This window comes from Cellulosimicrobium sp. GQ32, from assembly GCF_059758455.1.
Genome location: NZ_JCAXEP010000001.1, coordinates 722,813 through 746,663, shown reverse-complemented (window position 1 = coordinate 746,663; position 23,851 = coordinate 722,813). Strand labels below are relative to the sequence as shown.

Genomic DNA, 23,851 nt, shown 5'->3' with positions numbered 1-23,851 from the left:
ATGTCGTGCTCGGCGGGTTGGGGTGGGGCGAGCGCGGGCGGCTGCCGTGATAGGACGTACGGGTGAGTAACGACGCCGCCACGCCCGGTACCTCCGACCAGCCCGAGAGCCCGTTCCACGATCTCGACCAGTACCTCGCGATCCCGCGCGTCGGGGGGCTCGCGCTCTCGCCCGACGGGGCCCGCCTGGTCACGACCGTGCAGACGCTCGACCCGCAGCGCACCGGGTACCGGACCGCGCTGTGGGAGGTCGACCCGGCGGGGGAGGCCCCGGCGCGCCGGCTGACGCGGAGCACCGAGGGGGAGTCGAGCGCGACGTTCACGGGGGCCGGTGACGTCCTGTTCACCTCGGCCCGGCCCGACCCGGACGGCGGGTCCGACGACGACCCGAAGGCGGCGCTGTGGCTGCTCCCGGCGACCGGCGGCGAGGCCCGCGTCGTCGCGACGGCGCCCGCGGGCGTCAGCGGCCCGCTCGCCGCGGCGGACGCCCCCGTGGTCTCGGTCGCGGCGAAGGTGCTGCCGAGCGCGCGCGACCTCGCGCACGACGCCGAGCTCCGGTCCGCGCGCAAGGTCGCCAAGGTCGCGGCGATCCTGCACAGCGCGTACCCGGTGCGCCAGTGGGACCACGACCGGGGCCCGGACGAGGCGCACCGGTTCGTCGGCGACCTCACGACCCTCGTCGACGAGCCCGCGCGGCCGCTGCCGACGGCCGAGACGTCGGGCGCCGCCGACGGTTCCGCGCCGGCAACGGGCACCGCTGCCGGCCACCACGACCTGACGAACGACCCGCGGCTCCTCGAGCTGCGCGACGTGAGCCGCGGCGTCGGGCACGAGACTGCGCCCGGGCGCGCGCTGCACGACCACTCCGCGGACCTGTCCGCCGACGGCACGACCCTCGTCACGACGTGGCAGGTGGCTGGCCCCGGGCCGCAGGTGCGCAACACGCTCGTCGCGATCGACACCGCGACGGGAGCGCGGCGCACCCTCGTCGACGAGCCGAGCGCGGAGGCGCACTGGCCCCGCATCTCGCCCGACGGCGCCTGGGTCGCGTTCGTGCGCGAGACCATCTCGACCCCGCACCAGGCGCCGGAGGAGAGCCTCGCCGTCGTGCCGCTGCACGCGCCGGACGGGCCGGCGGGCAGCGTGGAGGGCCACGACGACTCCGCGACGACGCGCGCGGAGAACCACGCGACCCCACGCACGCTGGTGCCGCACTGGGACCGCTGGCCGACGTCGCTGCGCTGGCTCCCCGACGGCTCGGGGCTGCTCGTCACGGCCGACGACGACGGCCGCGGGCCGGTCTTCCTCGTCGCCTTCTCCCCGGACGGCGCGACGGAGAACGGCACGGCCGAGCGCGTGACGAGCGACGACGCCGTCTTCACGGACGTGCAGGTCGCACCCGACGGGCGCACGGCCTACGCGCTGCGCACGAGCTACCTCGAGCCGTCGCACCCGGTCCGCATCGACCTCGGGGCGTTCCTCGGCTCCGGCGCTGCGGGCAGCCGCACGCCGGTGCCCGCCACGCCGCTGCGCGGCCCGGTCGCGACACCCGACCTCCCGGGCACGCTCGTCGACGTCGAGACCGCCGCGTCGGACGACGTGCGTGTGCGCGGCTGGCTCGCGCTCCCGCACGGCGCGTCCGCGGACGACCCCGCGCCGCTGCTGCTGTGGATCCACGGCGGCCCGCTCGGCTCGTGGAACGCGTGGAGCTGGCGCTGGAACCCGTGGCTGATGGTCGCGCGCGGCTACGCGGTGCTGCTGCCGGACCCGGCGCTGTCGACGGGGTACGGCCAGGACTTCGTGCAGCGCGGCTGGGGTTCGTGGGGCAAGGCCCCCTACACGGACCTGCTCGCGATCACCGACGCGGTGGAGGCACGACCCGAGGTCGACGCGACCCGCACGGCCGCGATGGGCGGGTCGTTCGGCGGGTACATGGCGAACTGGGTCGCGGGCCACACGGACCGCTTCCGCGCGATCGTCACGCACGCGAGCCTGTGGGCGCTCGACCAGTTCGGCCCGACGACGGACCACGCGTACTACTGGGCGCGCGAGATGACGCCGGAGATGGCGATGGAGAACAGCCCGCACCGGTTCGTGGGCGACATCGTCACGCCGATGCTCGTCATCCACGGCGACCAGGACTACCGGGTCCCCATCGGCGAAGGGCTGCGGCTCTGGTACGAGCTGCTCGAGTCGTCGGGCCTGCCGGCCGGGGCCGACGGCGAGACGGTGCACCGGTTCCTGTTCTACCCGGACGAGAACCACTGGATCCTGCAGCCCCAGCACGCGAAGGTCTGGTACCAGGTGGTGCTCGCGTTCCTCGCGGAGCACGTGCTCGGCGCCACGCCGGGCGAGGGCGACGCGGCGCTGCCGACGACGCTCGGCTGAGCACGAGGTAGCCCGCAACCTCGTGCTCGACGCCGGGGGTGATCCGCGGGGCGGTCAGGGGGAGGCGCGCAGGCGCGCCGCGCGGAGCGTGAGGTAGTCGCGCTCCGCGGGGCTCGGCGTCGCCGCCGCGGCGGCCACGTACTGCCCGACGGCGGCCCGCGTCTCTCCCGCCCGCTCCAGCAGGTGCGCACGCACGGCGGGCAGCCGGTGGCTCGTCGCCAGGGCGTCGTCGAGGCCGTCGAGGACGGCGAGGCCCGCGCGGGGGCCGTCGACCATGGCGACCGCGACCGCACGGTTGAGCGTGACGTGCGGGCTCGGGTCGAGGCGCTCCAGCACCGAGTAGAGCGCGAGGACTCGCTCCCAGTCGGTCGCGTCCGTGCTCGGCGCCTGCGCGTGCAGCGCCGCGACCGCCGCCTGCACCTGGTACGACCCGACGAGCCCGTGGGGGAGCGTCGCGGTGACGATCCGGACGCCCTCGACGATCTGGGCGTGGTCCCAGCGGGACCGGTCCTGCTCGGCGAGCGGCACGAGCTCGCCGCGCGGGCCGGTCCGGGCGCCGCGCCGGGCGTCCGTGAGGAGCATGAGCGCGAGCAGCCCTGCGACCTCCGGGTCGTCCGGCAGCAGCGCGTGCACCGTTCGGGCCAGCCGGATCGCCTCGCCGGACAGGTCCGCGCGCCGCAGGTGCGGCCCCGAGGTGGCCGTGTGGCCCTCGGTGAACACGACGTAGAGGACGCGCAGGACCGCGGCGAGCCGCGCGTCCCACTCGCCCGGCCCCGGGGTCGCGAACGGGCGGTCGAGCGCGGCGAGGCGCCGCTTCGCACGCGTGATGCGCTGGGTCAGGGTCGCCTCGGGGACGACGAACGCACGGGCGATCTCCGCCGTCGTGAGCCCGCCGACGGCCCGGAGCGTCAGCGCGACGGCGCTCGCGGGCGGCAGGTCGGGGTGGCAGCAGAGGAAGAAGAGGGTGAGCGAGTCGTCGACGTCGCCCGGTCCGGATCCGTCGGCGCTCTCTCCCGGCACCCCGTCGGGCGGTTCCGGCGCCGGCGAGGCCCCGGCCGCGCCCGTGAGCCCGGCCGGGGCGAGCCGCGCCGACGCCGGGTCCCGCCGCGCCGTCGTCTCCTCCCGACGGCGCCGCGCGACGTCGGCCCGGACCGTGTCCACGAGCCGGCGCTCGGCGACGCGCACGAGCCAGGCCCGCGGGTCGTCGGGGAGCCCGTCCGCCGGCCAGCGGGTCGCGGCGGCGAGCAGCGCCTCCTGGAGCGCGTCCTCGGCGTCAGCGAGGTCGCCGCAGCGCCTGACGAGGAGGCCGAGCACGCGCGGGCGGAGGTCCCGCAGCAGGTCCTCGACCGGCTCGGGGGCCGTGGCGGTCACGTGGCGCTCACTGCTCGGACGCGGGAGCGCTCATGACCTGGCGGACCTCGATGTACTCGCCGATCGGGGAACCTCCCGGGCCGGGCGCGGCCGACGCCTGCGCCGCGATCTCGACCGCGCGGTCCTGGCTGTCGACGTCGACGATCCAGTAGCCCGCCAGGAACTCCTTCGACTCGGGGAACGGGCCGTCGGTGACGACGGGCGCCGTGCGGCCGTCGGACATGACGACGACGGCCTGGTCCGGCCCGGCCAGGCCCTGTGCGTCGACGAGCTCGCCCGACGCCGCGAGCTGCTCGCCGAGCGCCCGCTGGAACGCGATGTGCGCCTCGACGTCCTCCGGCGCCCACTCGTGGATCGGGAGGTCGCAGTGCGCCGCCTGGGTGTAGGTCTTCACCAGCATGTACCGCATGGTCCGTTCCTTCCGTCGGTCGACGCCCCCTCGGCGCCGTCACGGGGAGGTCGGAGCCGACCGCCCGCTCCCGACACGTCTCGGCCGTCGGTTCGTGTGAACTGGATCACAGTACAGTCGACCGGCGGGTCAGGGGTGGGCGCGGAGCTGGGCCAGGCCACGGCGCGCGTGACTCTTCACCGTGCCGAGCGGGAGGCCGGTCTCGGCCGCGACCTGGGCGTGCGTGCGTCCCTGCGCGTACACGAGACGCACCACCCGGCGTCGCTCGGGGGCCAGACGACGCAGCGCGTCCTCGAGGTCGACCCGGGCGGCGACGTCGTCGGCCGGGTCGGGGACGGTCGTCGCGAGCCGTGGTCGGGACGCTGCCTCGCGTCGCCGGGCGTCGCGCGCCCGCGCCCGGAGGAGGTCGGCGGCCACGTGGCGCGCGATGCCCAGCAGCCAGACGGGCAGGTCGCCGCGCGCAGGGTCGAACCGGTCGCGCGAGCGCCACGCGGCGAGGAAGACGAGCTGCGTCGCGTCGTCGGCGTCGGCCGGGTCGCCCAGGCGCCGCGCGACGACGGCCCGGACGAGCGGGGCCCAGCGGGAGTACGCGGCGGGAAGGTCGAGCACGGCGCCGTGGTCACCCGTGCCCTCGGGGCCGCCGGGCGCGTGCTCGTCCCGCCTCGCGCCCTGCTCGGCGCGGGGGACACGTGCCACGGTCCCGACCATCGCGTCACCGGCCCTCGTCGTCCTCCTCCCAGTGTCGGACGCCGCGGCGCGGGACGCGAGGTCGCGCGCGCTGCGGGGGCTGGGGACGGTGACGGTGGGCGGGCGGCCGTGGTCAGGCGGGCGTCAGCGGTGCACCGGGCGGCGCTGGTGGACGTGCCGGTCGTGCACGGCCTTGCCGAGCTCGTAGATCGAGCCGACGAGGATCGCGGCGATGATGAGCGCACCGACGATCAGGAACCACTGCGACATGCCGTTCCCGATCCCCGTGACGCCGATCGTCCCGCCGGATCCGGCAGCGAGCGACGCGAACATGGCGACCTCCTCCCGAGGGGGCGGACGTGCCCTCTCGTCCGGGGTTCGCCCGCAGGTCGGCGCACGGATGCGGCCCGGGGTCCCGGGCCCGGGGGCTCGCGTCAGGCGACCGTCGACGGGAGCGGGGCGAACGCCGCGCGCCAGCGGCGCACGAGGCGCCGGTCGGCCGCGCCCCGGGCAGCGGCCCACGCGCAGTGCTGGGTCGTCTCGCGGTGCTCCAGCAGGGCGTCGCGGTCGTGCTCGAGGGCCCAGAGGAGGGCGGTGCGCACCTCGGTGCGCGAGGGGGCGGAGGGCAGGGTGTCGTGCATGGTCCGTCTCGTCGTCGGTCGGTCTTCGGGCGGCCTGGTGACCGCTTCCACCCGACAAGACGGCACAAGTCGCCGTCTGTGACGCGAGTTCGGTGACTCTCTTCCGGAGAACGTGTGATGCCGGTCGCACAGGCGCCTCCCGTGCGACCCGGCATGACGACCCGCCGCCGTGCTGCGCGGGGCGTCGGTCAGGAGACCGCGTCGACGAGCGCGGCCGCGAGGTCGCGCGGGCGCGAGAGCATCGGCCAGTGCCCGGTGGGGAGGTCGACGTACGTGAGGTCCGTGAGCTCGCCCAGCTCGGTGTGCAGGGGAGGGCCGGGGTGCGCGAGCTCGGCGAGCACGGACGACGGGATCGACGAGCAGATCACGGTCGCGGGGACGTCCAGGCGGGCCGGGTTCGCCAGGTGCACCGTGCCGCGTGCGACCGGGCCGGGGGTCGGCACCGCGCGCTCGCGGAACCGCGCGAGCGCCGCGTCGTCCAGGCCGTCGAGGCTCGACCCGTCCTCGGCCAGCCTCTCCCAGCCGGGCAGCGGGACCTCGGCGTCGTCGGCCGGGAGGTCGGGGGAGAGGGCGGCGCCGTCGACGAGGGGGCCGGTGTCGACGTAGACGATCCGCTCGATCCGGGCCGGGTCGCGGTCGGCGACCTGCTGCACGACCGGTCCGCCGCCGCTGTGGCCGACGAGCGCGACCCGACCGTCGAGCCCGTCGACGAGCCGGGCGACGGCGTCCACGTGGTCCTCGCGCGTGATCCGGGCGCGGTCCTGCGCGGTCGCACCGGCGTCCAGGCCGGGGAGGGTCACGGCGTGCGGGACGAGGCCGGCGGCCTCGAGGTGGGGGACGACGTCGTCCCACGCCCAGGCGCCCAGCCAGAAGCCGGGGACGAGGACGACGTGGAGGGGCTGCTCGGTCGTGTCGTGGTTGCTCATGCACCCACCTTCGCAGCGCATCGGTGACACCTGTCTGTCACCATCGTCCGGTGAACAGGACGGAACGTCTCTACGCGATCGCGGAGGAGCTCCGGCGGGCAGGGCGGACCGGGACGACGGGTCCACGCCTCGCGGCGGCGCTCGAGGTGAGCGAGCGGACGATCAAGCGCGACGTGGCCGCGCTGCAACAGGCCGGTCTGACGATCTGGGCCCAGGCCGGCCCCGGCGGCGGCTACGTGCTCGACCCGAGCGCGTCGCTGCCGCCGGTCAACTTCACGCCCGGCCAGGCGGTCGCCGTCGCGGTCGCGCTCGCGACGCTCCCGCCCGGCAGCCCGTTCGCGGTCGACGCGCTCGCGGCGCGCGGGAAGGTCTGGGACGCGCTCGCGGCCGGCGACCGCGAGCGGGCCGAGGCGCTGGCCGTGCGGGTGTGGGTCCGCCACGACGCTCCGGACGCGTCGCCGGACGCCCCCGCCGCAGCGGGCGGGGACGTCGTGGGGCGCGCCCGCTCGCACCTCGGGGTGCTGCGCGCCGTCGAGCAGGCGCTCGCCGGGTCGCGCGTGCTCGCGATCCGCTACCGGGACGGCCGGGGCGCGACGTCGTCGCGCCGGGTCGAGCCCGTGCTGCTCGCGCACACCGGCGGGCGCTGGTACCTCGTCGCGTGGTGCCGGTCGCGCGAGGCGATGCGCTGGTTCCGGCTGGAACGCGTCGAGCGCGCCGACCTCACCGCCGAGACGTACGCGCCCCGACCGGTCGCGGACGTCGGCGAGCCGCCGGTCGGTGCGACGCCGGTCTACGACCCTGACGCGGGCTGACGGCCCGAGCCCGCGGCCGGGCGCCGCACCAGGTCGAGGACGGCCCCTGCGAACGCCTCGGGGGCCTCGGCGGGCAGGTCGTGACCCGCGTGCGGCACCTGGCGGTGCTCGCGCGGTCCGGCGAAGAACCGTGCCGTCGCCGACCCGTCGGTCGCGGGGAAGTTGCCGTCGGCGAGCCCGTCGAGGGTGATCGTCGGGACGCCGATCCGGGGCAGCGCCGCGAGGCGTCGCTCGAGGTCCTCGTACGCGGGGTCACCCGGCGCGAGCCCGAGCCGGTGGCGGTAGGAGTGGATGACGACGTCGACGTAGCCCGGGTTGTCGAAGGCCTCGGCGGCCCGTGCGAGCTCGGCCTCGGTGAACGACCTCTCGGGTGAGTTGCGCGTCCACAGCACGCGCGCGATCTCCGCGCGGTTCTGCGTGAGCCCCCGCCGGCCGCGCTCGGTCGCGAAGTACCAGAAGTACCAGAACCCGGCCTCCAGGTCGGGCCGGATCGGCGTCTGGGCGGCGGCGACGTCCTGCACGAGGTAGCCGTTGACCGAGACCAGCCCGCGGACGCGCTCGGGCCAGAGCGCCGCGACGACGCACGCGGCGCGCCCGCCCCAGTCGTAGCCGGCGAGCACCGCCGAGCCGATGCCGAGCGCGTCGAGGAGCGCGACGAGGTCGGCGCCCAGCGCGGCCTGCTGGCCCGAGCGCACGGCGCCGGGCTCACGGAACGTCGTGGGGCCGTGACCGCGCAGGTACGGGACGACCACGCGCAGCCCCTCGGCGGCGAGCAACGGGACCACGTCGACGTAGCTGTGCACGTCGTACGGGTAGCCGTGCAGGAGCACCACAGGCGGTCCGGCGGGGTCGCCCGCCTCCACGTACCCGACGGTGAGCGGCCCGGCGTCGACCGTCGAGACGGGTCCGAGCGCGGTGGTGGCGATCATCGTCGTCTCCTCGCGGTTCCGCGGCGCCGTCAGGCCGCGGCCCTGCGCGACGCGGCGAGGGCGGCGAGCACGGTGCGCGCGACCCGGTCCGGCGCGGAGACCGCGACGGCGTGCGACGCACCCTCCACCTCGTCCACGCCGCGCGCGGCGGCGCGCTGCGCCATCCAGCGGTGCGCGGCGACGGGGATGTTGCGGTCCTCGGAGCCGAACACGAACCAGGACGGGACGGCCTTCCAGGCCGGCGTGCCGGCGAGCAGGCCTTGGTTCAGCGCGACGTCCGTGACGGGGCGCTGCGTCCGGGCGGCGACGTACGCGGTCTCCTCCGGGACGTCCGCGGCGAACTGCGCGTGGTACTCGTCGGGCCGGATCCACAGGTCGTCGACGTCGTCCACGAGCGACGTGCTCTCCAGCGCGTCGGCGAGCGTGCTGCCGGGGAACCGGCCGGCGAGGTCGACCGCGCTCTCGCCCGTGTCGGGGGCGAACGCGGCGACGTAGACGAGACCGACGACGTCGCCCAGCCCCTCGGCCGCAGCCTCCGTGACGACCATGCCGCCGTAGGAGTGGCCGACGAGCACGAGCGGGCGCCCGGCGTCGCCGACGGCGTCACGCAGGTACTGCGCGTCGGTCACGACGCTGCGCAGGGGGTTCGCGAGGGCGAGGCTGTCGACGTCGTGCGCGTGGAGCCGGTCGATCACGCCCGACCAGCTCGCGGACTCGGCGAACGCGCCGTGCAGGAGCACGACGAGCGGGTTCTCGGGCATGGCTCTCTCCTCCGTCGGTCGGCGGACGGACCGGGCGAGTCGCCACGGGGCGTCCTGATGACCGTTCGACCGAGGAGGGACGGCGGGCGTGACACCGCCGCCGGGGTCAGTCCCCGCGCAGCACGCAGAACTCGTTGCCCTCGACGTCGGCCATGACGACGAACGTGTCCGCCTCGCCCTGCCCGACGTCGACGCGGCGTGCGCCGAGCCCCTCGAGCCGCGCGACGTCGGCGGCCTGCGTGGACGAGGCGAAGTCGAGGTGCATGCGGTTCTTGACCGCCTTGCCCTCGGGGACCCGCTGGAAGACGAGGCTCGGCGGGCCGAGCACCGTCTCGCCGTCGCGCGGGTAGAGCACGGCCTCGCCGTGCGGTCCGGTCTCGCGCCCCGTCCAGCCGAGCGCGGCCTGCCAGAAGTCCGCCACGACGGCGGGGTCGGCGCAGTCGATCACCGCGCCGCTGAAGGTGAGTGCCATGCGGCCAGTGTGACCTGCGCCACCCACAGGGGTCGCGGGGCGGGTGCGCGGTCAGGCCGCGTCGGGGTCCGGTTCGACGAGGCGCCCGACGAGGGCGGGGAGCCAGTCGGCCGACTGCGCCCGGCGGACCGCCTCGTCGTCCGCCGGGCCGAGGAACGCGTCGCGCGCCGCGCACGAGTAGGCGCTGATGAGCACGCGCGTCGCGGCGGTGGCGTCGATCGCGAACCGCATGCCCACCTCCGTGAGCACGCGCGTGAGGATGCCCGCCAGCTCGGCGCGGAACGACTCCTCCTGCTCTGCGAACCGCGCGGCGACCTGGGGGTCGCGCAGCGCGAGCAGCTCGAGCTCGGCGTTCATGAGGCACCAGCGCCGCTCGTCCCGCGGGTCGTCCATGACGGCCGCGACGATCGTCGCGATCGTCGCGGGCGCGATGACGCCGTCCTGCACGGGGTGCTCGGGCAGGTGCTCGACAGCGTGCTCGAGGCTGCGCATGCGCACGCGGATCTCCCGCTCGCTGAGCGCGAGGAAGAGCTCCTCCTTGGACGCGAAGTTCGAGTAGAACGCGCCGCGCGTGAAGCCCGCGGCCTCGCAGACCGCCTCGATCGAGGTGCCGTTGATGCCGTGCTCGGCGAACAGCCCGTAGGCGGCGTCGAGCAGGCGCTCGCGCGTGCGCTCCCGCCGCGGCGAGATCCGGGCGTCGCCGTCCCCCGCGGGGTCGCGGCCGACGCGGGTCGGGTCGAGGTCCGTCGTCACGCCGGACATGCTCCCACTGTCGGAGGGCGCCGCCTGAACGGACGGCCTTGCGATGCACAAGTGTATCGGATACGTTCCCGTATCGGATACAGCGGCGTATCCTGAAATCCGTCTGCACTCTCCCCGGGAGGCCGCTCGTGTCCTCAGCGCTGTACTCGCTCGGCCGCTGGGCGGTCGGGGCGCGCCGGCTCGTCCTCGCCGCGTGGATCGGGATCCTCGTCCTCGCGGGTGCGCTCGCCGGCCTCGTCGGCCAGGGTCTCGACGACGAGGTGACCATCCCCGGCACCGAGTCCCAGGCGGCGCTCGACCGCCTCGCCGCGACCTTCCCGCAGGTCAGCGGGGCGTCTGCCCAGGTCATCGTGGTGGCGCCCGACGGCTCCACCATCGAGGACGACGCCGTCCGCGGACCCGTCGAGGACGCCGTCACCGCGCTCGGCGACGTGGACGGCGTCGCCGCCGTCACCTCGCCCTACGACGACACCATGACCGCGTCGATCAGCGACGACGAGGTCGCGACGCTCATGACCATCCAGCTCGACGAGGGCCAGAGCGAGGTCACGGACGCGACGAAGGACGCGCTCGGCGACGTCGTCGACGACCTGGCGGCGGCCCTGCCCGACGGTGCGCAGGCCGCCCTCGGCGGGCAGCTCTTCAGCACGGAGTTCCCCACGCTCACCGTCACCGAGGCACTCGGCCTCCTCGTCGCGCTCGTCGTGCTCGTCCTCACTTTCGGCTCGTTCGTCGCGGCCGGGCTGCCGCTCCTCAACGCCGTCGTCGGGGTCGGCGTGAGCATGGGCCTGCTGTTCGCCGCGACCGCCGTCGCCCAGATCAACTCCACGACCCCGATGCTCGCCGTGATGCTCGGCCTCGCCGTCGGCATCGACTACGCGCTCTTCATCGTGTCCCGGCACCGCGACGAGCTCGCGAGCGGTCTGAGCGTCGAGGAGGCCGCCGCCCGCTCCGTCGCGACGGCTGGATCCGCCGTCATCTTCGCCGGCCTCACCGTGATGATCGCGCTCGTCGGCCTCGGCGTCGCCGGCATCCCGTTCCTCACCGTCATGGGCGTCGCCGCCGCCGTCGGCGTCGGCCTCGCGGTCCTCGTCTCGATCACGCTGCTGCCCGCGATGCTGGGCTTCGCCGGCGAGCGCCTCCGCCCGAAGGCCCCGCGCCGTCGTGGGCGTGTGCGGGGGCGACGGCGTGCGGGTGCGGCGTCGTCGGACCTCGACGGGACGACGAGGCGACGGACCGGACGAGCGGCGGGGGCGGGCTCGGATGCGACAGGGCGTCAGGCCGCGCTCGTGAACCCCCGCCCGGACGACCAGGGCGACGGCGCGGCAGCCCCGAGCACCGAGAGCGCCCCCGCCGCGGACCCGACCCGGGACGTCTCCGACCCGACCACGACCGAGCACCGCAACCGGTTCTTCGCGGGGTGGGTGCGCGCCGTCACGCGGATCCCGCTGCTGACGATCGGGCTCGTCGTCGCGGCGATCGTGCTGCTCACGCTGCCGGCGCGGGACCTGCAGCTCGCGCTGCCCGACGCGGGGACCCTGCCCGAGGACAACCAGGCACGCGTCACGTACGACCTGGTGTCGGAGCACTTCGGGCCCGGCTTCAACGGGCCGCTGATCGTCACGGGGACGATCGTCACGTCGACGGACCCGGTCGGGCTCATGGACGACCTGGGCGACGAGCTCGCGGACCTCCCGGGCGTGGCGGACGTCCCGCTCGCGACGCCGAACCTCACCGCGGACACGGGCATCGTGCAGGTCGTGCCGACGGGCGCGCCGGACTCAGAGGAGACCAAGGACCTCGTCACGGAGATCCGCGCGCAGCACGACCACTTCCTCGACGAGTACGGCGTCGACCTCGCGGTCACGGGGTTCACGGCCGTCGGGATCGACGTGTCCGCGAAGCTCGGGGCGGCCCTGCTGCCGTTCGCGTTCGTCGTCGTGGGCCTGTCGCTCGTGCTGCTGACCATGGTGTTCCGGTCGATCGCGGTCCCGATCAAGGCGACGCTCGGCTACCTGTTCTCGGTGGGCGCGGCGTTCGGCGTGGTGACGCTCGTGTTCGAGCACGGGTTCCTCGCGGACGCGCTCCACGTCACGCGGCTCGGCCCGGTCATCTCCTTCATGCCGATCGTGCTCATGGGCGTGCTGTTCGGCCTCGCGATGGACTACGAGGTCTTCCTCGTGGCGCGCATCCGCGAGGACTACGTCCACTCGGGCCAGGCGCGGCGGTCGATCTTCACGGGGTTCCAAGCGTCCGCGAAGGTCGTCACCGCGGCGGCCATCATCATGTTCGCCGTGTTCGTGGCGTTCGTGCCCGAGGGTGACATGAGCCTCAAACCCATCGCGCTCGGGCTCGCGGTCGGCGTCCTCGTCGACGCGTTCGTCGTGCGCATGACCCTGGTGCCCGCCGTGCTCGCGATGCTCGGCGACAAGGCGTGGTGGATGCCGCGCTGGCTCGACCGGGTGCTGCCGTCGTTCGATGTCGAGGGCGAGGGGCTGTCCAAGGAGCTCGCGCTCGCGGACTGGCCGGAGCCGGGCAGTACGGACGCCGTCGTCGCCCACGACCTCGTGGTCGCCGGGGCGCACGGGCCCCTCGCGGAGCCGGTCACGGTCCGCGTGCCCGACGGCGGGTCGCTCGTCGTGCACGGGACGTCGCCCGCGGCGGTGTCAGGGGTCGTGCTGGCGCTCGCGGGACGGCTCAGGCCGGCCGCCGGAGCCCTCAAGGTGACGGGCCTCGTCCTGCCCGAGCGCGCGCTGAGCGTGCGCCGCCGGGTCGCCCTCGTCGACCTCGCGGCCGACGTCGCGGCCCTGCCCGGCGACGCGCCCGCGCCCGCCGCGCACCGCGTGCCTGCGGCGGCGAGCGTCGCCGCGCTGCTGCGCGAGGACCCGCGGCTGCTCGCCGTCGTCGGGACGGACGCCGTCACGTCGCCCGCCGAGCGCGCCGCCCTCTCCGAGGTGCTCGCCCGGGCGGCCGAGCGCGGCACGGCGGTCGTCCTCGGCGCCGTCGGGCCCGCGCCGACCGACCTCGCCCCACCGGGGACGCAGGTGCTCGACCTGCACGCCCCCGACCCCGCCCACTCGGTGCCCGCCCCCACCCACCCGGCGTCCGCCGTCGGCCCGCGCACCGAGGAGGTGCCCGCATGAGCGTCTTCCCGCCCGACACGGCGCAGCCCGACCTGACCACCCCGGACGCGCCGTCGCCCGCCGGCGCCCGGACCCGGGTCGACGCGCGACGCCTCTGGACCGTGGCCGCGGCCGTCGCGCTGCCGCTCGCGGTGCTCGGCCTCCTGCTGTGGGCGCTGTGGGACCCGCAGGAGCGGCTCGACACGGTGAAGGCGGCGATCGTCAACCTCGACGAGCCCGTCGAGGTCGACGGCCAGACCGTCCCGCTGGGACGTCAGCTCACGGCCGGGCTGGTGAGCGGGGGCGCGGCCTCCGCGGACACCGGGCCGGTCGCCGTCCAGCCCGACCCCGGCACGACGAACTACGACTGGGTCATCACCGACGCCGACGACGCCGCGTCCGGGCTCGCCGACGGCACGTACTCCGCCGTCGTGACGATCCCCGAGGACTTCTCCGCCGCGGCCACGTCGTTCAGCGGCGACGCGTCCGACGCGACCCAGGCCACGCTGACCGTCGAGACGGCGCCCGGCGGGCGCGTCGTGGACGAGGCGCTCGCGCGCATCGTCACGACCACGGCGACGTCCGTGCTCGGCACGACGCTCACCGAGAACTACGTGGACGGCGTGCTCGTCGGCTTCACGACCCTGAACGAGCAGCTCGGCGAGGCCGCGGACGGTGCCGACCAGCTCGCGGACGGCGCGTCCCAGGCGAGCGAGGGGGCGACGCAGCTGGCGTCCGGCGCGGGCGAGCTCGCGACCGGCGCCGGGGCGCTCGCGTCCGGGGTCGGCGAGCTCGGCTCGGGCGCAGATCGGCTCGCGTCCGGCGCGGGCGACCTCGCGACCGGGGCGCAGGGCGTCGCCACCGGGTCGCGGCAGGTCGCGGACGGAGTCGCGCAGTCCGCGTCCGGCGCGGGCTCGCTCGCGTCCGGCGCCCAGGGTCTGGCCGACGGCGTCGCGGGGGTCTCGGGCGGTGCGTCCGACCTCGCGGACGGGCTCGGCACGCTCGACGACTCGATCTCGGCCGTCCCCCTCCCCGGCGGAGGGTCCACGTCGCTCCCGGCGCTCGGGACCCGGCTCGCGACGGGTTCGCGCGACGTCGCGGGCGGGCTCGCGCAGGTCGTCGCCGGGATCGAGCAGCAGAAGGTCCAGGCGGGGTGCGCGGCCGACCCGGCGTCACCCGCGTGCGTCGCGCTCGACCAGCAGCTCGCCGCGCTGCGGCCGCTCGCGGTCGGTGCGGCCGAGGTCGCCGCGGGGAACGCCGCGCTCGCCGGGACGCCGTCGGGCGCGAACGGGCCCACCGGGCTCTACGCCCTCGCGGCGGGGGTCGACCAGGCCGCGCAGGGCGCGGACCGGCTCGCGACCGGGGCGGCGCAGACCGCCACGGGTGCGACGGGCGTGGCCGGGGGAGCGCGCGACCTCTCGACCGGGCTCGGGCAGCTCGCGACCGGCGCCGACCAGGTGGCCGACGGCGCCGCGCAGCTCGCCGGCGGGGCGGGCGAGCTGTCGACGGGGGCGGACGGGCTCGCGACGGGTGTGGGGGAGCTCGGGACGGGAGCCGACCAGCTCGCGACCGGGACCCAGGACCTGGCGACGGGCGCGGGCGACCTCGCGGGCGGCGTCGGGCAGCTCGCGGACGGGACGACCGAGCTGGCCCAGGGCCTCGGCGACGCGACGGAGCAGATCCCCTCGTACACGGACGCCGAGCGGGAGAACCTCTCCACGGTCGTCGCGGACCCCGTGGCTGCTCCCGGCGTCGAGGACCTCGGCACCGGGTCGACCGGCCCGCTGTTCGCGGTCCTCGCCCTGTGGCTCGGCGCGCTCGCGATCTTCGTCGCGTTCCCACCCGTGCCCGCCAAGCTGCTCGGGTCGACCCGGACCGCCGGTCGTCTCGCGCTCGCCGCGCTCGCGCTGCCGGCCGGGATCGCGGCAGCGACGGGCCTCGTGGTCGGCGGCGTCCTCGCCGCGGTCGAGGGGGCGAGCGTGGGCGGCTGGATCGGCCTGCTCGCGACCGGGGCGCTCGCGTCGGTGGTCTTCGTGGCGCTCAACCAGGCGCTCGCCGCGCTCCTCGGGAACGTGGGACGGGCCATCAGCCTGCTCGTGGCGGTGCTCCTCGTCGCGACCGGCATCGTCGCGACCGTCCCGGCCGCGCTCACGGGCCTGCGCGACCTGCTGCCGGTCGGCTCCGCACTCCGCCTGCTCACGTCGATCATCGATCCCGGGGCGGCCGGGGGAGCGGGCGACGCCGTCGCGTTGCTGCTCTGGGGTCTCGCGTCGGTGGCGGTGACGACGCTCGTCGTCGCCCGCCGCCGGTCGGTCCGCGTGGAGCAGCTGCTCCGCGCCTGACGGGTCCTCGGCGTGGCGCGGTGCGGGTGTGGGCGGCTGCCGTCAGACTCGCTCGGCAGGACGCGGACGGCGGGAGCCGTCCGTCGGGCGAGGGGACGGTGCACCGATGGACCAGCAGAAGGCACGAGAGATCAAGTCGCAGCTCGCGGACTACGCGCGCGAGCTCGCGGAGCGGTCGGGCCTGCCGGGCCGGACGGACACGGCGATCGAGGCGCGCGACGTGCCCGACGCCGCGGAGGTCGTGCGCGCGCCCACCCTCGCGATCGGCCTCGCCCCGCACGACGACGGCGGGTACGCCATCGCGGTCCGGTACCGGCTGGGCGTGCCGGCGGCGCGCAGCATCGCGCGCAAGGTCGCGTCGGAGGCGGGGGACACGGTCGACGTGCGGCGCACGGGCCGCATCCGCCCGCTGACCGGTGCAGGTCGGGGTGGTGGTGGCGAGAGCGGGCCCGGCCTGCGGCCTCCGGTCGTCACGGCCTACGCGACCGGCGAGACCGGCCGGGTGCGACCGCTGCGTCCGGGCGTCTCGATCGCGAACGTGGACGTCACCGCCGGGACGCTCGGCGCGTTCGTGCGCCTCGGCGAGCCGCCCGTGGAGGGCGCGGACGCCGCATCGGTCTACGCGCTCTCGAACTGGCACGTGCTCGCGGGGTCGCCGTCCGCCCGGGTCGGGGACGTCGTCGTGCAGCCCGGTCCCGCCGACGGCGGCAGCGCGCCCGACGACCGCGTCGGGACCCTCGCCGCGCTCGTCCCGCTGGAGGCGGGCGTCACGCAGACCGTCGACGCCGCCGTCGCGCTCCTCGACGACCCGGCCGTGGACGCGGAGTACCCCGTCGGCCGGGTCACGGAGACGGCGGTCGCGCTGGGCGGCGAGGCGGTCGGCAAGTCCGGCCGGACCACCGGCGTCACGACGGGCCGCATCACGGCCATCGAGCTCGACGACGTCGTGGTGGGCTACGGCGACGGACTCGGCGCGCTGCGGTTCGACGACCAGATCGAGGTCGAGTCGACGGGCGACGGGCCGTTCTCGCGCGGCGGCGACTCGGGGTCGCTCGTGTACCGGGAGGACGGCGTGGCGCTCGGCCTCCTGTTCGCCGGGTCGGAGACGGGTGGCGCGAACGGCACCGGGCTCACGTACTGCAACCCCATCGGGACGGTGCTGGAGCGGCTCGGCGCGACGCTGCTCGACTGACGGCTCCCGGCGAGGACTCCTGGCCCTGCCGCGAACGGCCCGACGGGCGCACAATGGGTCCGGGAGGTGGTTCGCCGTGGCGACCCTCGAACGAGCCCGCGAGGCCAAGGCCGCGCTCCGCGACGAGCTGGCAGGCCTCGACGGAGTGACCGGCGTCGGGATCGCCCGCGCCGACGCGTCGGGCGCGCCCGTGCGCGGTCCGCGGGCGCAGGACGTCGTCGACGACTGGTTGCTGCGCGTCAACGTGACCTCCGACGAGGTCGACGTCCCCGAGACCGTCGACGGTGTCGAGGTCGAGGTGCGCGTCGTCGGCTCGGTGAGCGCCTCGCGCGCCTGAGCCTCACGCACGGGGCGTGCCCGGCACCGCACCAGGAGGTGCAGCACCGGGCACGGGAGGTCCCGATCTCGCGGTCCTACGATCAGACGCCGGCGAGCTGCACGGTCGGCGTGGTCGGGGTGGTGGCCGTCGGGTCCGGGTTCGTGGCCCGGCTGCGGAACGACCGCAGCCGCAGGCTGTTGCCCACGACGAAGACGCTGGAGAACGCCATCGCGGCTCCTGCGAGCATGGGGTTGAGCAGGCCGAGCGCGGCGAGCGGGATCGCGGCGACGTTGTAGGCGAAGGCCCAGAACAGGTTCACCTTGATCGTGCCGAGCGTCCGCCGCGCGAGCCGGATCGCGTCGGCCGCGGAGCGCAGGTCGCCCCGCACGAGCGTGATGTCCGCGGCCTCGATCGCGACGTCCGTGCCCGTCCCCATGGCGAGGCCCAGGTCTGCCTGGGCGAGGGCCGCGGCGTCGTTCACGCCGTCGCCGACCATCGCGACGACCTTGCCCTCCCCCTGGAGCCGACTGACGACGTCGACCTTGTCGCGCGGCATGACCTCTGCGATCACCTCGTCGATGCCGACCTCGGCCGCGATCCGGCGCGCGACGGTCCTGTTGTCCCCGGTGAGGAGCACCGGGGTGAGGCCGAGCGCGCGGAGCTGGCGGATCGCCTCGGCGCTCGTGGGCTTGACCGCGTCGGCCACCACGAGGATCCCGCGGGCGAACCCGTCCCAGCCCACGACGACGGCGGTTCCGCCCTGCTCCTCGGCGCGGGCCCTGGCCTCGGCGAGCTCGCGCGGGAGGTGCTGCGCCCACTCGGCGAGCAGCGACTCGCGGCCGACGAGGACGGCGTGCCCGTCCACGACGCCCTGCACGCCCCTGCCCTCGACGTTGGTGAACTCCTCGGGCACGGGCAGCGTCCCGACCTCCTGGACGGCGCCCCGGGCGATCGCCCGGGCGACCGGGTGCTCGGACGCGTCCTCGACCGCCCCGGCGAGGCGCAGGAGCTCGGCGCGGTCGACCCCGCTCCCGGTGACGACGTCGGTCAGCGTCATGACGCCCGTCGTCACGGTCCCCGTCTTGTCGAGCACGACGGTGTCCACGGTCCGCGTGGACTCCAGGACCTCCGGGCCCTTGATGAGGACGCCCATCTGCGCGCCGCGCCCCGTCCCGACGAGCAGCGCCGTCGGGGTGGCGAGGCCGAGGGCGCACGGGCACGCGATGATGAGCACCGCGACGGCGGCCGTGAACGCCGCCGAGGCGGGCGCGCCCGCGCCGAGCCACGCGCCGAGGGTGCCGACGGCGATCGCGATGGCGATCGGGACGAAGACCCCGGAGACGCGGTCGGCCAGCCGCTGGACCTGGGCCTTGCCGGACTGGGCGTCCTCGACGAGCCGGGCCATCTGGGCGAGCTGCGTGTCGCCGCCGACGCGCGTCGCGCGGACGACGAGGCGCCCGCCCGCGTTGACGGTCGCGCCGGTGACGGTGTCGCCCTCGCCGACCTCGACGGGCACGGACTCGCCCGTGAGCATCGAGGCGTCGACGGCGGAGGTGCCGGCGACGACGGTGCCGTCCGTCGCGATCTTCTCGCCGGGGCGCACGACGAACTCGTCGCCCACGGCGAGCTCGGAGATCGGGATGCGGGTCTCGGCGCCGTCGCGCAGCACCGCCACGTCCTTGGCCCCGAGCTCGAGCAGGGCGCGCAGCGCGGCGCCCGCCTGCCGCTTGGACCGCTTCTCGAAGTAGCGGCCCGCGAGGATGAAGGTCGTGACGCCGGCCGCGACCTCCAGGTAGATGTTCCCGGCGCCGTCGGTGGGCTCGACGGACAGCGTGAACGGGTGGGTCATGCCCGGCTCGCCCGCGGTGCCGAGGAACAGCGCGTAGAGGGACCACAGGAACGCGGCGCCGGTCCCCACGGAGATGAGGGTGTCCATCGTCGCCGCGCCGTGGCGCAGGTTGGTCCACGCGGCGCGGTGGAACGGCCAGGCCGCCCACACGACGACCGGCGCGGCGAGCGCGAGGCTGGCCCACTGCCAGTACGTGAACTGCAGCGCGGGGACCATCGCCATCGCGATGACCGGGGCGGAGAGCACCACGGCACCGACCAGGCGCTGCCGCAGCGCGGTGAGCTCGGGGTCGGCGTCCTCCGCCTCGGCGGGCGCCGGGACCTCAGGGTCCTCGACGCGCGGGAGCTGCGCGGTGTACCCCGTCTTCTCGACCTCGGCGATGAGCGTGGCGGCGTCGACACCGTCCGGGACGGTGACCTTCGCCTTCTCCGTCGCGTAGTTCACGGTCGCGGTGACGCCCTCGAGCCGGTTGAGCTTCTTCTCGATCCGCATCGCGCACGAGGCGCACGTCATCCCGCCGATCTCGAGCTCGACGAACGTCCCCGGTGGCGGGGCGGCCGGTGCCGTCATGAGGTCCTCCTTCCGGCCCGGCGGGGTGCTGCCGGGCATGGGGGTGCAGGTCAGTGGTCGTGCGTCGCCGGGTCGTGACCGGCAGGGGGCGCGTCGTCCGGCGCCGGGGCGGGGGCGCCGTCGGCCGTCGCCTCGACGACGAACGCCGCGGTGCGCACCTGGCCCTCCACCTGGAAGTCGAGGTACAGCAGGTAGCGGCCGGGGGTCGGCGCCTCGACGCCGAACGACACGGTCGGGCCTGAGACCTGGCCGTCCTCCGGCTCGGCGCCCTCGGGGTGCGCGTGCAGGTAGGCGAGGTCGCCGTCGCGCAGCGCGACGAGGTGCCCGTAGGCGCCGAGGTACGGCTCGAGCGTCGTGACCGGTTCCCCGTCGCGGGTGACCTCGGCGGTCAGGGTGGAGACCGTCCCGGCCTCGAGCTGCCCGTCGAGCGCGACGTCGTACCCGTCGACCGACGTGGTGGTGGAGACCTCGGTGTCGCGGACGGGGGCGAGGTCGCCCGCGACGTCGACCGTGCGCGTCAGCGTGACGGCGCCGCCCGCGCTGGGCACGGCGTCCGCGTAGACGCGGTAGGTCCCGGCGGCGTCCCAGGCCCAGGGGATCGACCAGCGCCCGTCCGCGTCCATCACAGGGTGGACGTGCCGGAAGTGCGCGCCGTCGGAGCGTACGACGATCAGGTGGAGCCGCTGCTCGTGCGAGACGTCGAACGTCGTGACGGGCTCGCCCGCGGGGTCGGTGACGGTGAACGTCAGCTCTCCGGCCTCGCCCACGGTCGCAGGAGCCGTGACCTCGCCCAGCGTGTACCCGTCCTGCTCCAGGGAAAGCCCGCGGGCCATGTCCGCTCCTCTCGTGGTCCCCTGCTCGGGGGCGTCGCCCGTGGTGACGTGCTGCTCGGGGGCGTGCGAGGCGGCCGGTGCCGGGGCTGCTCCCTCGGGGACGACGGCCGCGGCGACCGCGGCCGAGGCGGCGAACACGACGCCGAGCCCCGCGGCGTACAGCCCGATCCGGGCGGGGGCTCTCATGGGACCCGCACCGCCTGGTACCCGGCCTCGTCGACGGCGGCCACGACCGCGGCGTCGTCGAGGGGCTGGTCGGCCGCGACGACGAGCCGACCGGTGGTCGCGCTGACGTCGATCGCGGTGACGCCGGGCACCTGCTCGACCTCCTCGCGCACCGACATCTCGCAGTGACCGCAGGTCATGCCGGTCACCTGGTACTCGATCTCGACGATGCTCATCGTGCTCCTCCTCGTCCCGGATACCCCGGCGGGGTATCGAACGATGGTGAATATACCCACCAGGGGTATGCGGGTCAAGGGTGGGAGGTCGCGCGACAATGGGGAGCGTGACCACCGAGCGACTTCCCCGCGTCCGCGCGTCCGAGCTCGTCGGGCGCGGCTGGCTCAACACCGGCGGCCGGGACGTGACCCTCGCCGACCTGCGCGGGAAGGTCGTGGTGCTCGACTTCTGGACCTTCTGCTGCGTCAACTGCCTGCACGTCCTCGACGAGCTGCGCGAGATCGAGGAGGCCCACCGCGACGTGCTGGTCATCGTGGGTGTGCACTCGCCCAAGTTCGAGCACGAGGCGGCTCCGGCGGCGCTCGCGGCCGCGGTCGAGCGGTACGAGGTGCACCACCCCGTCCTCGACGACCCCGAGCTCGTCACGTGGTCCGCCTACGCGGCGCGCGCCTGGCCGACGCTCGTCGTCGTCGACCCCGAGGGCTACGTCGTCGCGCAGATGGCGGGGGAGGGCCACGCGTCCGCGATCGCCGCCCTCGTCGAGGAGCTCGTCGCGGAGCACGACGCCAAGGGCACGCTCCACCGGGGCGACGGCCCGTACGTGCCGCCCGCGCCGTCGTCGGGCACGCTGCGCTTCCCCGCGAAGGCCATCGAGCTGCCCGGCGGCAACCTCCTCGTCGCCGACGCCGGGCACCACGCGCTCGCCGAGCTCCTGCCCGACGGCGAGACCTTCGTCCGGCGCATCGGGTCCGGCGAGCGCGGGCTCGTCGACGGCGGCCCCGACGACGCGCGGTTCGCCGAGCCCAACGGGCTGTGCCTCGTCCCGGTCGAGCTGCGGTCGTGGCTCGAGTACGACGTCGTCGTCGCGGACACGGCGAACCACGTCCTGCGCGGCGTGCGCCTCGCCGACGGCCACGTGACGACCGTCGCGGGCACCGGCGAGCAGTTCATGGTCGGCGGGCTCGAGAACGTCGTGCTGCGGGAGGGCCGACGGGGCGCCGACGTCACCGGCCACGGTCCTGCCGAGGCGGGCGGGCAGTACGCGCCGCTCGACGTGCGTCTCTCGTCGCCCTGGGACGTGGCCTGGTCGCAGGACCTCGCGGCGTTCGTCGTGGCGATGGCCGGGAACCACACGCTCTGGGCGTTCGACGGCGAGCAGGGCTCGATGACGCACCTCGCCGGGACCATGAACGAGGGCCTGGAGGACGGGCCGGGAGAGTCAGCGTGGTTCGCCCAGCCGTCCGGGCTGGCCGTCGGCGCGGACCGGGCGATCTGGGTCGCGGACTCCGAGACGTCGGCGCTGCGTCGCGTGACCCGGGCGCCGGGTGGGGGCGTCGAGGTGCGGACCGCCGTGGGGCTGGGACTGTTCGACTTCGGGCACCGCGACGGCCCGGCCGAGCAGGCGCTGATGCAGCACCCGCTCGGGGTCGCGACGCTGCCCGACGGGAGCGTCGTCGTCGCCGACACCTACGACGGCGCGCTGCGCCGGTTCGCGCCGGCGGCCGGTGACGCCGGGAGCGTCGGTGACGACGCGCAGGGGACGCGGCTCGCGGGCGAGGTCACGACCCTGGCGACTGGCCTCGCGGAGCCGAGCGGCGTCGTCGTGCAGGTGGGCGAGGGCCCGGACGGCGAGCCGCAGGTCCACCTGCTCGTGGTGGAGTCCGCGGCGCACCGGCTCACGCGCGTCGCGCTGCCCGCCTCGCTCGCGGGCGAGGTGCTCGACGGCGGCGCGCACCGTACCCAACGGCCCGTCACCGACATCGAGGCCGGGCCGCTGTGGCTCGACGTCCCGTTCGTCCCGGCGCCGGGGCAGAAGCTCGACGACCGGTTCGGCCCGTCGACCGAGCTGCGCGTGAGCGCGACGCCGCCCGAGCTGCTGCTGTCCGGGGAGGGCACGGGCGTCGAGCTCGGCCGCGACCTCGTCATCAACCCCGAGGTCCGCGAGGGCGTGCTGCACGTGACCGCGCGGGCGGCGTCGTGCGACGTCGTCCCGCTCGGCCCGGACGGCGAGCCCGACCCGGACGTGTTCCCCGCGTGCCACCTCGCCCAGCAGGACTGGGGCGTCCCGGTCCGCGTGGTCGACCGCGGCGAGCCGGGCGACGTCCCGCAGCTCACGCTCCCGCTGCGCGGCTAGCCGGTCGACCCAGGACGCGGAACCCGGGGATCGTCGCTCCGGACTCGGCCGAACCCGGGGATATCGTCGGGTTCGGCTTCGGGCTGGCCCACAACCCCGGGTTCGGTGCCGGGCGTCAGCCCCAGGTGAGGAGCTCCTCGCCGTGCGCGGCCCACGCGCCGACCTCGGCGAGCGAGGTCACGTCGTCCGGGGTGGCCTCCAGCGCCACCACCGGGCACACGGCCGAGCGGCCGCCGGCGCGGACGGCCTTCGGGTCCCACGACACGAGGACGGTGCCGCGCTCGACGTGGTCGCCCTGCGCGACGTGCGTGGTGAAGCCGTCGCCGCCGAGCTGGACGGTGTTGATGCCGAGGTGGACCAGGACGGCGCGGCCGTCGTCGTGCTGGACGACGAACGCGTGCGGGTGCAGCTTGACGACCGTTCCCGTGATGGGCGCGACGGCCTCGCCGCCCTGCGCGTCGTCGGGCTCGACCGCGAGCCCGGGGCCGACGAGCCCGGCGGAGAAGACGGGGTCGTCGACGTCGGCGACGTCGATGACCGTGCCCGTGACGGGCACGAGCACCGTGAGCGGCGCGGCCATCAGCGCAGGTCCTCGATGTCGGAGGCGATGTTGTCGGCGTCGGGCCCGACGATGACCTGGATCGCCGCGCCCGACCGCACGACGGCGATCGCTCCGGCGGCGGTCAGCGTGGCGTCGTCGACGAGCGCCGGGTCCTCGACCTCGACGCGCAGGCGCGTGATGCACGCCTCCAGGTCGACGACGTTCGCGTCGCCGCCGAGGCCTCGGAGGATCTGCTCTGCCTTGCTCACGGGTGCTCCTCGTGGTGGTCGTGCTCCGGCCGGGGCCGGGTCAGGTGTCCCGGCCGGCTGCCGTGCCGGTCGGGGTGCGCGGGCGCGCGGGGTCGGGGCGTCGTCGTCGGGGTGGTGCGAC

The 23,851-nt window shown here is 75.7% G+C and carries 22 protein-coding genes; 7 read left to right on the top strand and 15 right to left on the bottom strand.

The window, feature by feature from the left end; all coding sequences use genetic code 11:
- The first annotated feature begins 62 nt into the window (after positions 1-62).
- Positions 63-2,387 carry a prolyl oligopeptidase family serine peptidase gene (locus tag AC6CH9_RS03170; RefSeq protein WP_498153609.1) on the top strand — a complete coding sequence of 775 codons (2,325 nt, stop codon included), beginning with the start codon at positions 63-65 and terminating at the stop codon, positions 2,385-2,387.
- Positions 2,388-2,441: 54 nt separating this feature from the next.
- On the opposite strand, the gene AC6CH9_RS03165 is transcribed toward AC6CH9_RS03170, so the two are convergent.
- The 6 genes from AC6CH9_RS03165 to AC6CH9_RS03140 all read right to left on the bottom strand — a co-directional run bounded on the left by AC6CH9_RS03165 (position 2,442) and on the right by AC6CH9_RS03140 (position 6,421).
- Positions 2,442-3,758 (bottom strand): RNA polymerase sigma factor, encoded by a 1,317-nt coding sequence (locus AC6CH9_RS03165; RefSeq protein WP_498153608.1) that lies wholly within the window; start codon positions 3,756-3,758, stop codon positions 2,442-2,444.
- A gap of 7 nt (positions 3,759-3,765) precedes the next feature.
- Positions 3,766-4,158, bottom strand: a complete 393-nt coding sequence (locus tag AC6CH9_RS03160) for a YciI family protein (protein WP_498153607.1) — start codon at positions 4,156-4,158, stop codon at positions 3,766-3,768.
- A 138-nt stretch (positions 4,159-4,296) separates the two neighbouring features.
- Positions 4,297-4,863: an RNA polymerase sigma factor gene (locus AC6CH9_RS03155; protein WP_498153606.1), complete on the bottom strand. Its 567-nt coding sequence runs from the start codon at positions 4,861-4,863 to the stop codon at positions 4,297-4,299.
- A gap of 135 nt (positions 4,864-4,998) precedes the next feature.
- On the bottom strand, positions 4,999-5,187 hold the full coding sequence (locus AC6CH9_RS03150; protein ID WP_498153605.1) for a hypothetical protein: 189 nt from the start codon (positions 5,185-5,187) through the stop codon (positions 4,999-5,001).
- A 101-nt stretch (positions 5,188-5,288) separates the two neighbouring features.
- The gene (locus AC6CH9_RS03145; RefSeq protein WP_047231861.1) at positions 5,289-5,495 is read right to left on the bottom strand and encodes a hypothetical protein; all 207 of its coding nucleotides are present in this window, start codon (positions 5,493-5,495) and stop codon (positions 5,289-5,291) included.
- Between the two features lie 188 nt (positions 5,496-5,683).
- On the bottom strand, positions 5,684-6,421 hold the full coding sequence (locus AC6CH9_RS03140; RefSeq protein WP_498153604.1) for an alpha/beta fold hydrolase: 738 nt from the start codon (positions 6,419-6,421) through the stop codon (positions 5,684-5,686).
- A 50-nt stretch (positions 6,422-6,471) separates the two neighbouring features.
- Between AC6CH9_RS03140 and AC6CH9_RS03135 the strand changes: the two genes are divergently transcribed.
- Positions 6,472-7,233 carry a helix-turn-helix transcriptional regulator gene (locus tag AC6CH9_RS03135; protein WP_498153603.1) on the top strand — a complete coding sequence of 254 codons (762 nt, stop codon included), beginning with the start codon at positions 6,472-6,474 and terminating at the stop codon, positions 7,231-7,233.
- Here the strand turns inward: AC6CH9_RS03135 and AC6CH9_RS03130 are convergent.
- The 4 genes from AC6CH9_RS03130 to AC6CH9_RS03115 all read right to left on the bottom strand — a co-directional run bounded on the left by AC6CH9_RS03130 (position 7,212) and on the right by AC6CH9_RS03115 (position 10,157).
- The gene (locus AC6CH9_RS03130; protein WP_498153602.1) at positions 7,212-8,162 is read right to left on the bottom strand and encodes an alpha/beta fold hydrolase; all 951 of its coding nucleotides are present in this window, start codon (positions 8,160-8,162) and stop codon (positions 7,212-7,214) included. The genes AC6CH9_RS03135 and AC6CH9_RS03130 overlap by 22 nt on opposite strands.
- A gap of 29 nt (positions 8,163-8,191) precedes the next feature.
- On the bottom strand, positions 8,192-8,923 hold the full coding sequence (locus tag AC6CH9_RS03125) for an alpha/beta fold hydrolase (RefSeq protein WP_498153601.1): 732 nt from the start codon (positions 8,921-8,923) through the stop codon (positions 8,192-8,194).
- 106 nt (positions 8,924-9,029) lie between these two features.
- Positions 9,030-9,395 (bottom strand): VOC family protein, encoded by a 366-nt coding sequence (locus AC6CH9_RS03120; protein WP_498153600.1) that lies wholly within the window; start codon positions 9,393-9,395, stop codon positions 9,030-9,032.
- 51 nt (positions 9,396-9,446) lie between these two features.
- A complete protein-coding gene (locus tag AC6CH9_RS03115; RefSeq protein WP_498153599.1) occupies positions 9,447-10,157 on the bottom strand; it encodes a TetR/AcrR family transcriptional regulator in 711 nt (236 codons plus the stop codon).
- Positions 10,158-10,285: 128 nt separating this feature from the next.
- Here AC6CH9_RS03115 and AC6CH9_RS03110 point away from each other — a divergent pair, with 128 nt between their 5' ends.
- The 4 genes from AC6CH9_RS03110 to AC6CH9_RS03095 all read left to right on the top strand — a co-directional run bounded on the left by AC6CH9_RS03110 (position 10,286) and on the right by AC6CH9_RS03095 (position 17,150).
- Entirely contained in the window at positions 10,286-13,300 is a 3,015-nt protein-coding gene (locus tag AC6CH9_RS03110) for an MMPL family transporter (protein ID WP_498153598.1), read from the top strand.
- Positions 13,297-15,621, top strand: coding sequence for a hypothetical protein (locus AC6CH9_RS03105; RefSeq protein ID WP_498153597.1), 2,325 nt, complete (start codon positions 13,297-13,299; stop codon positions 15,619-15,621). Before AC6CH9_RS03110 ends, AC6CH9_RS03105 begins: the two co-directional genes overlap by 4 nt.
- A gap of 106 nt (positions 15,622-15,727) precedes the next feature.
- A complete protein-coding gene (locus tag AC6CH9_RS03100) occupies positions 15,728-16,813 on the top strand; it encodes a chymotrypsin family serine protease (RefSeq protein ID WP_498153596.1) in 1,086 nt (361 codons plus the stop codon).
- A 76-nt stretch (positions 16,814-16,889) separates the two neighbouring features.
- Positions 16,890-17,150 carry a hypothetical protein gene (locus AC6CH9_RS03095; RefSeq protein WP_498153595.1) on the top strand — a complete coding sequence of 87 codons (261 nt, stop codon included), beginning with the start codon at positions 16,890-16,892 and terminating at the stop codon, positions 17,148-17,150.
- Between the two features lie 82 nt (positions 17,151-17,232).
- Here AC6CH9_RS03095 and AC6CH9_RS03090 read toward each other — a convergent pair whose 3' ends face one another.
- From AC6CH9_RS03090 to AC6CH9_RS03080, 3 genes are read right to left on the bottom strand one after another with little or no spacing between them, the layout of a single operon-like run.
- A complete protein-coding gene (locus tag AC6CH9_RS03090) occupies positions 17,233-19,551 on the bottom strand; it encodes a heavy metal translocating P-type ATPase (RefSeq protein ID WP_498153594.1) in 2,319 nt (772 codons plus the stop codon).
- 50 nt (positions 19,552-19,601) lie between these two features.
- A complete protein-coding gene (locus AC6CH9_RS03085) occupies positions 19,602-20,570 on the bottom strand; it encodes a DUF8832 domain-containing protein (RefSeq protein WP_498153593.1) in 969 nt (322 codons plus the stop codon).
- The gene (locus tag AC6CH9_RS03080; protein ID WP_498153592.1) at positions 20,567-20,785 is read right to left on the bottom strand and encodes a heavy-metal-associated domain-containing protein; all 219 of its coding nucleotides are present in this window, start codon (positions 20,783-20,785) and stop codon (positions 20,567-20,569) included. Before AC6CH9_RS03080 ends, AC6CH9_RS03085 begins: the two co-directional genes overlap by 4 nt.
- 98 nt (positions 20,786-20,883) lie before the next feature.
- Here AC6CH9_RS03080 and AC6CH9_RS03075 point away from each other — a divergent pair, with 98 nt between their 5' ends.
- Positions 20,884-22,920: an NHL domain-containing thioredoxin family protein gene (locus tag AC6CH9_RS03075; RefSeq protein WP_498153591.1), complete on the top strand. Its 2,037-nt coding sequence runs from the start codon at positions 20,884-20,886 to the stop codon at positions 22,918-22,920.
- 115 nt (positions 22,921-23,035) lie between these two features.
- Here the strand turns inward: AC6CH9_RS03075 and AC6CH9_RS03070 are convergent, their stop codons facing one another.
- The gene (locus tag AC6CH9_RS03070; protein ID WP_498153590.1) at positions 23,036-23,500 is read right to left on the bottom strand and encodes a PTS sugar transporter subunit IIA; all 465 of its coding nucleotides are present in this window, start codon (positions 23,498-23,500) and stop codon (positions 23,036-23,038) included.
- Entirely contained in the window at positions 23,500-23,730 is a 231-nt protein-coding gene (locus tag AC6CH9_RS03065) for a PTS sugar transporter subunit IIB (protein WP_047231877.1), read from the bottom strand. The genes AC6CH9_RS03070 and AC6CH9_RS03065 overlap by 1 nt, the downstream gene beginning before the upstream one ends.
- Between the last annotated feature and the right edge of the window lie 121 nt (positions 23,731-23,851).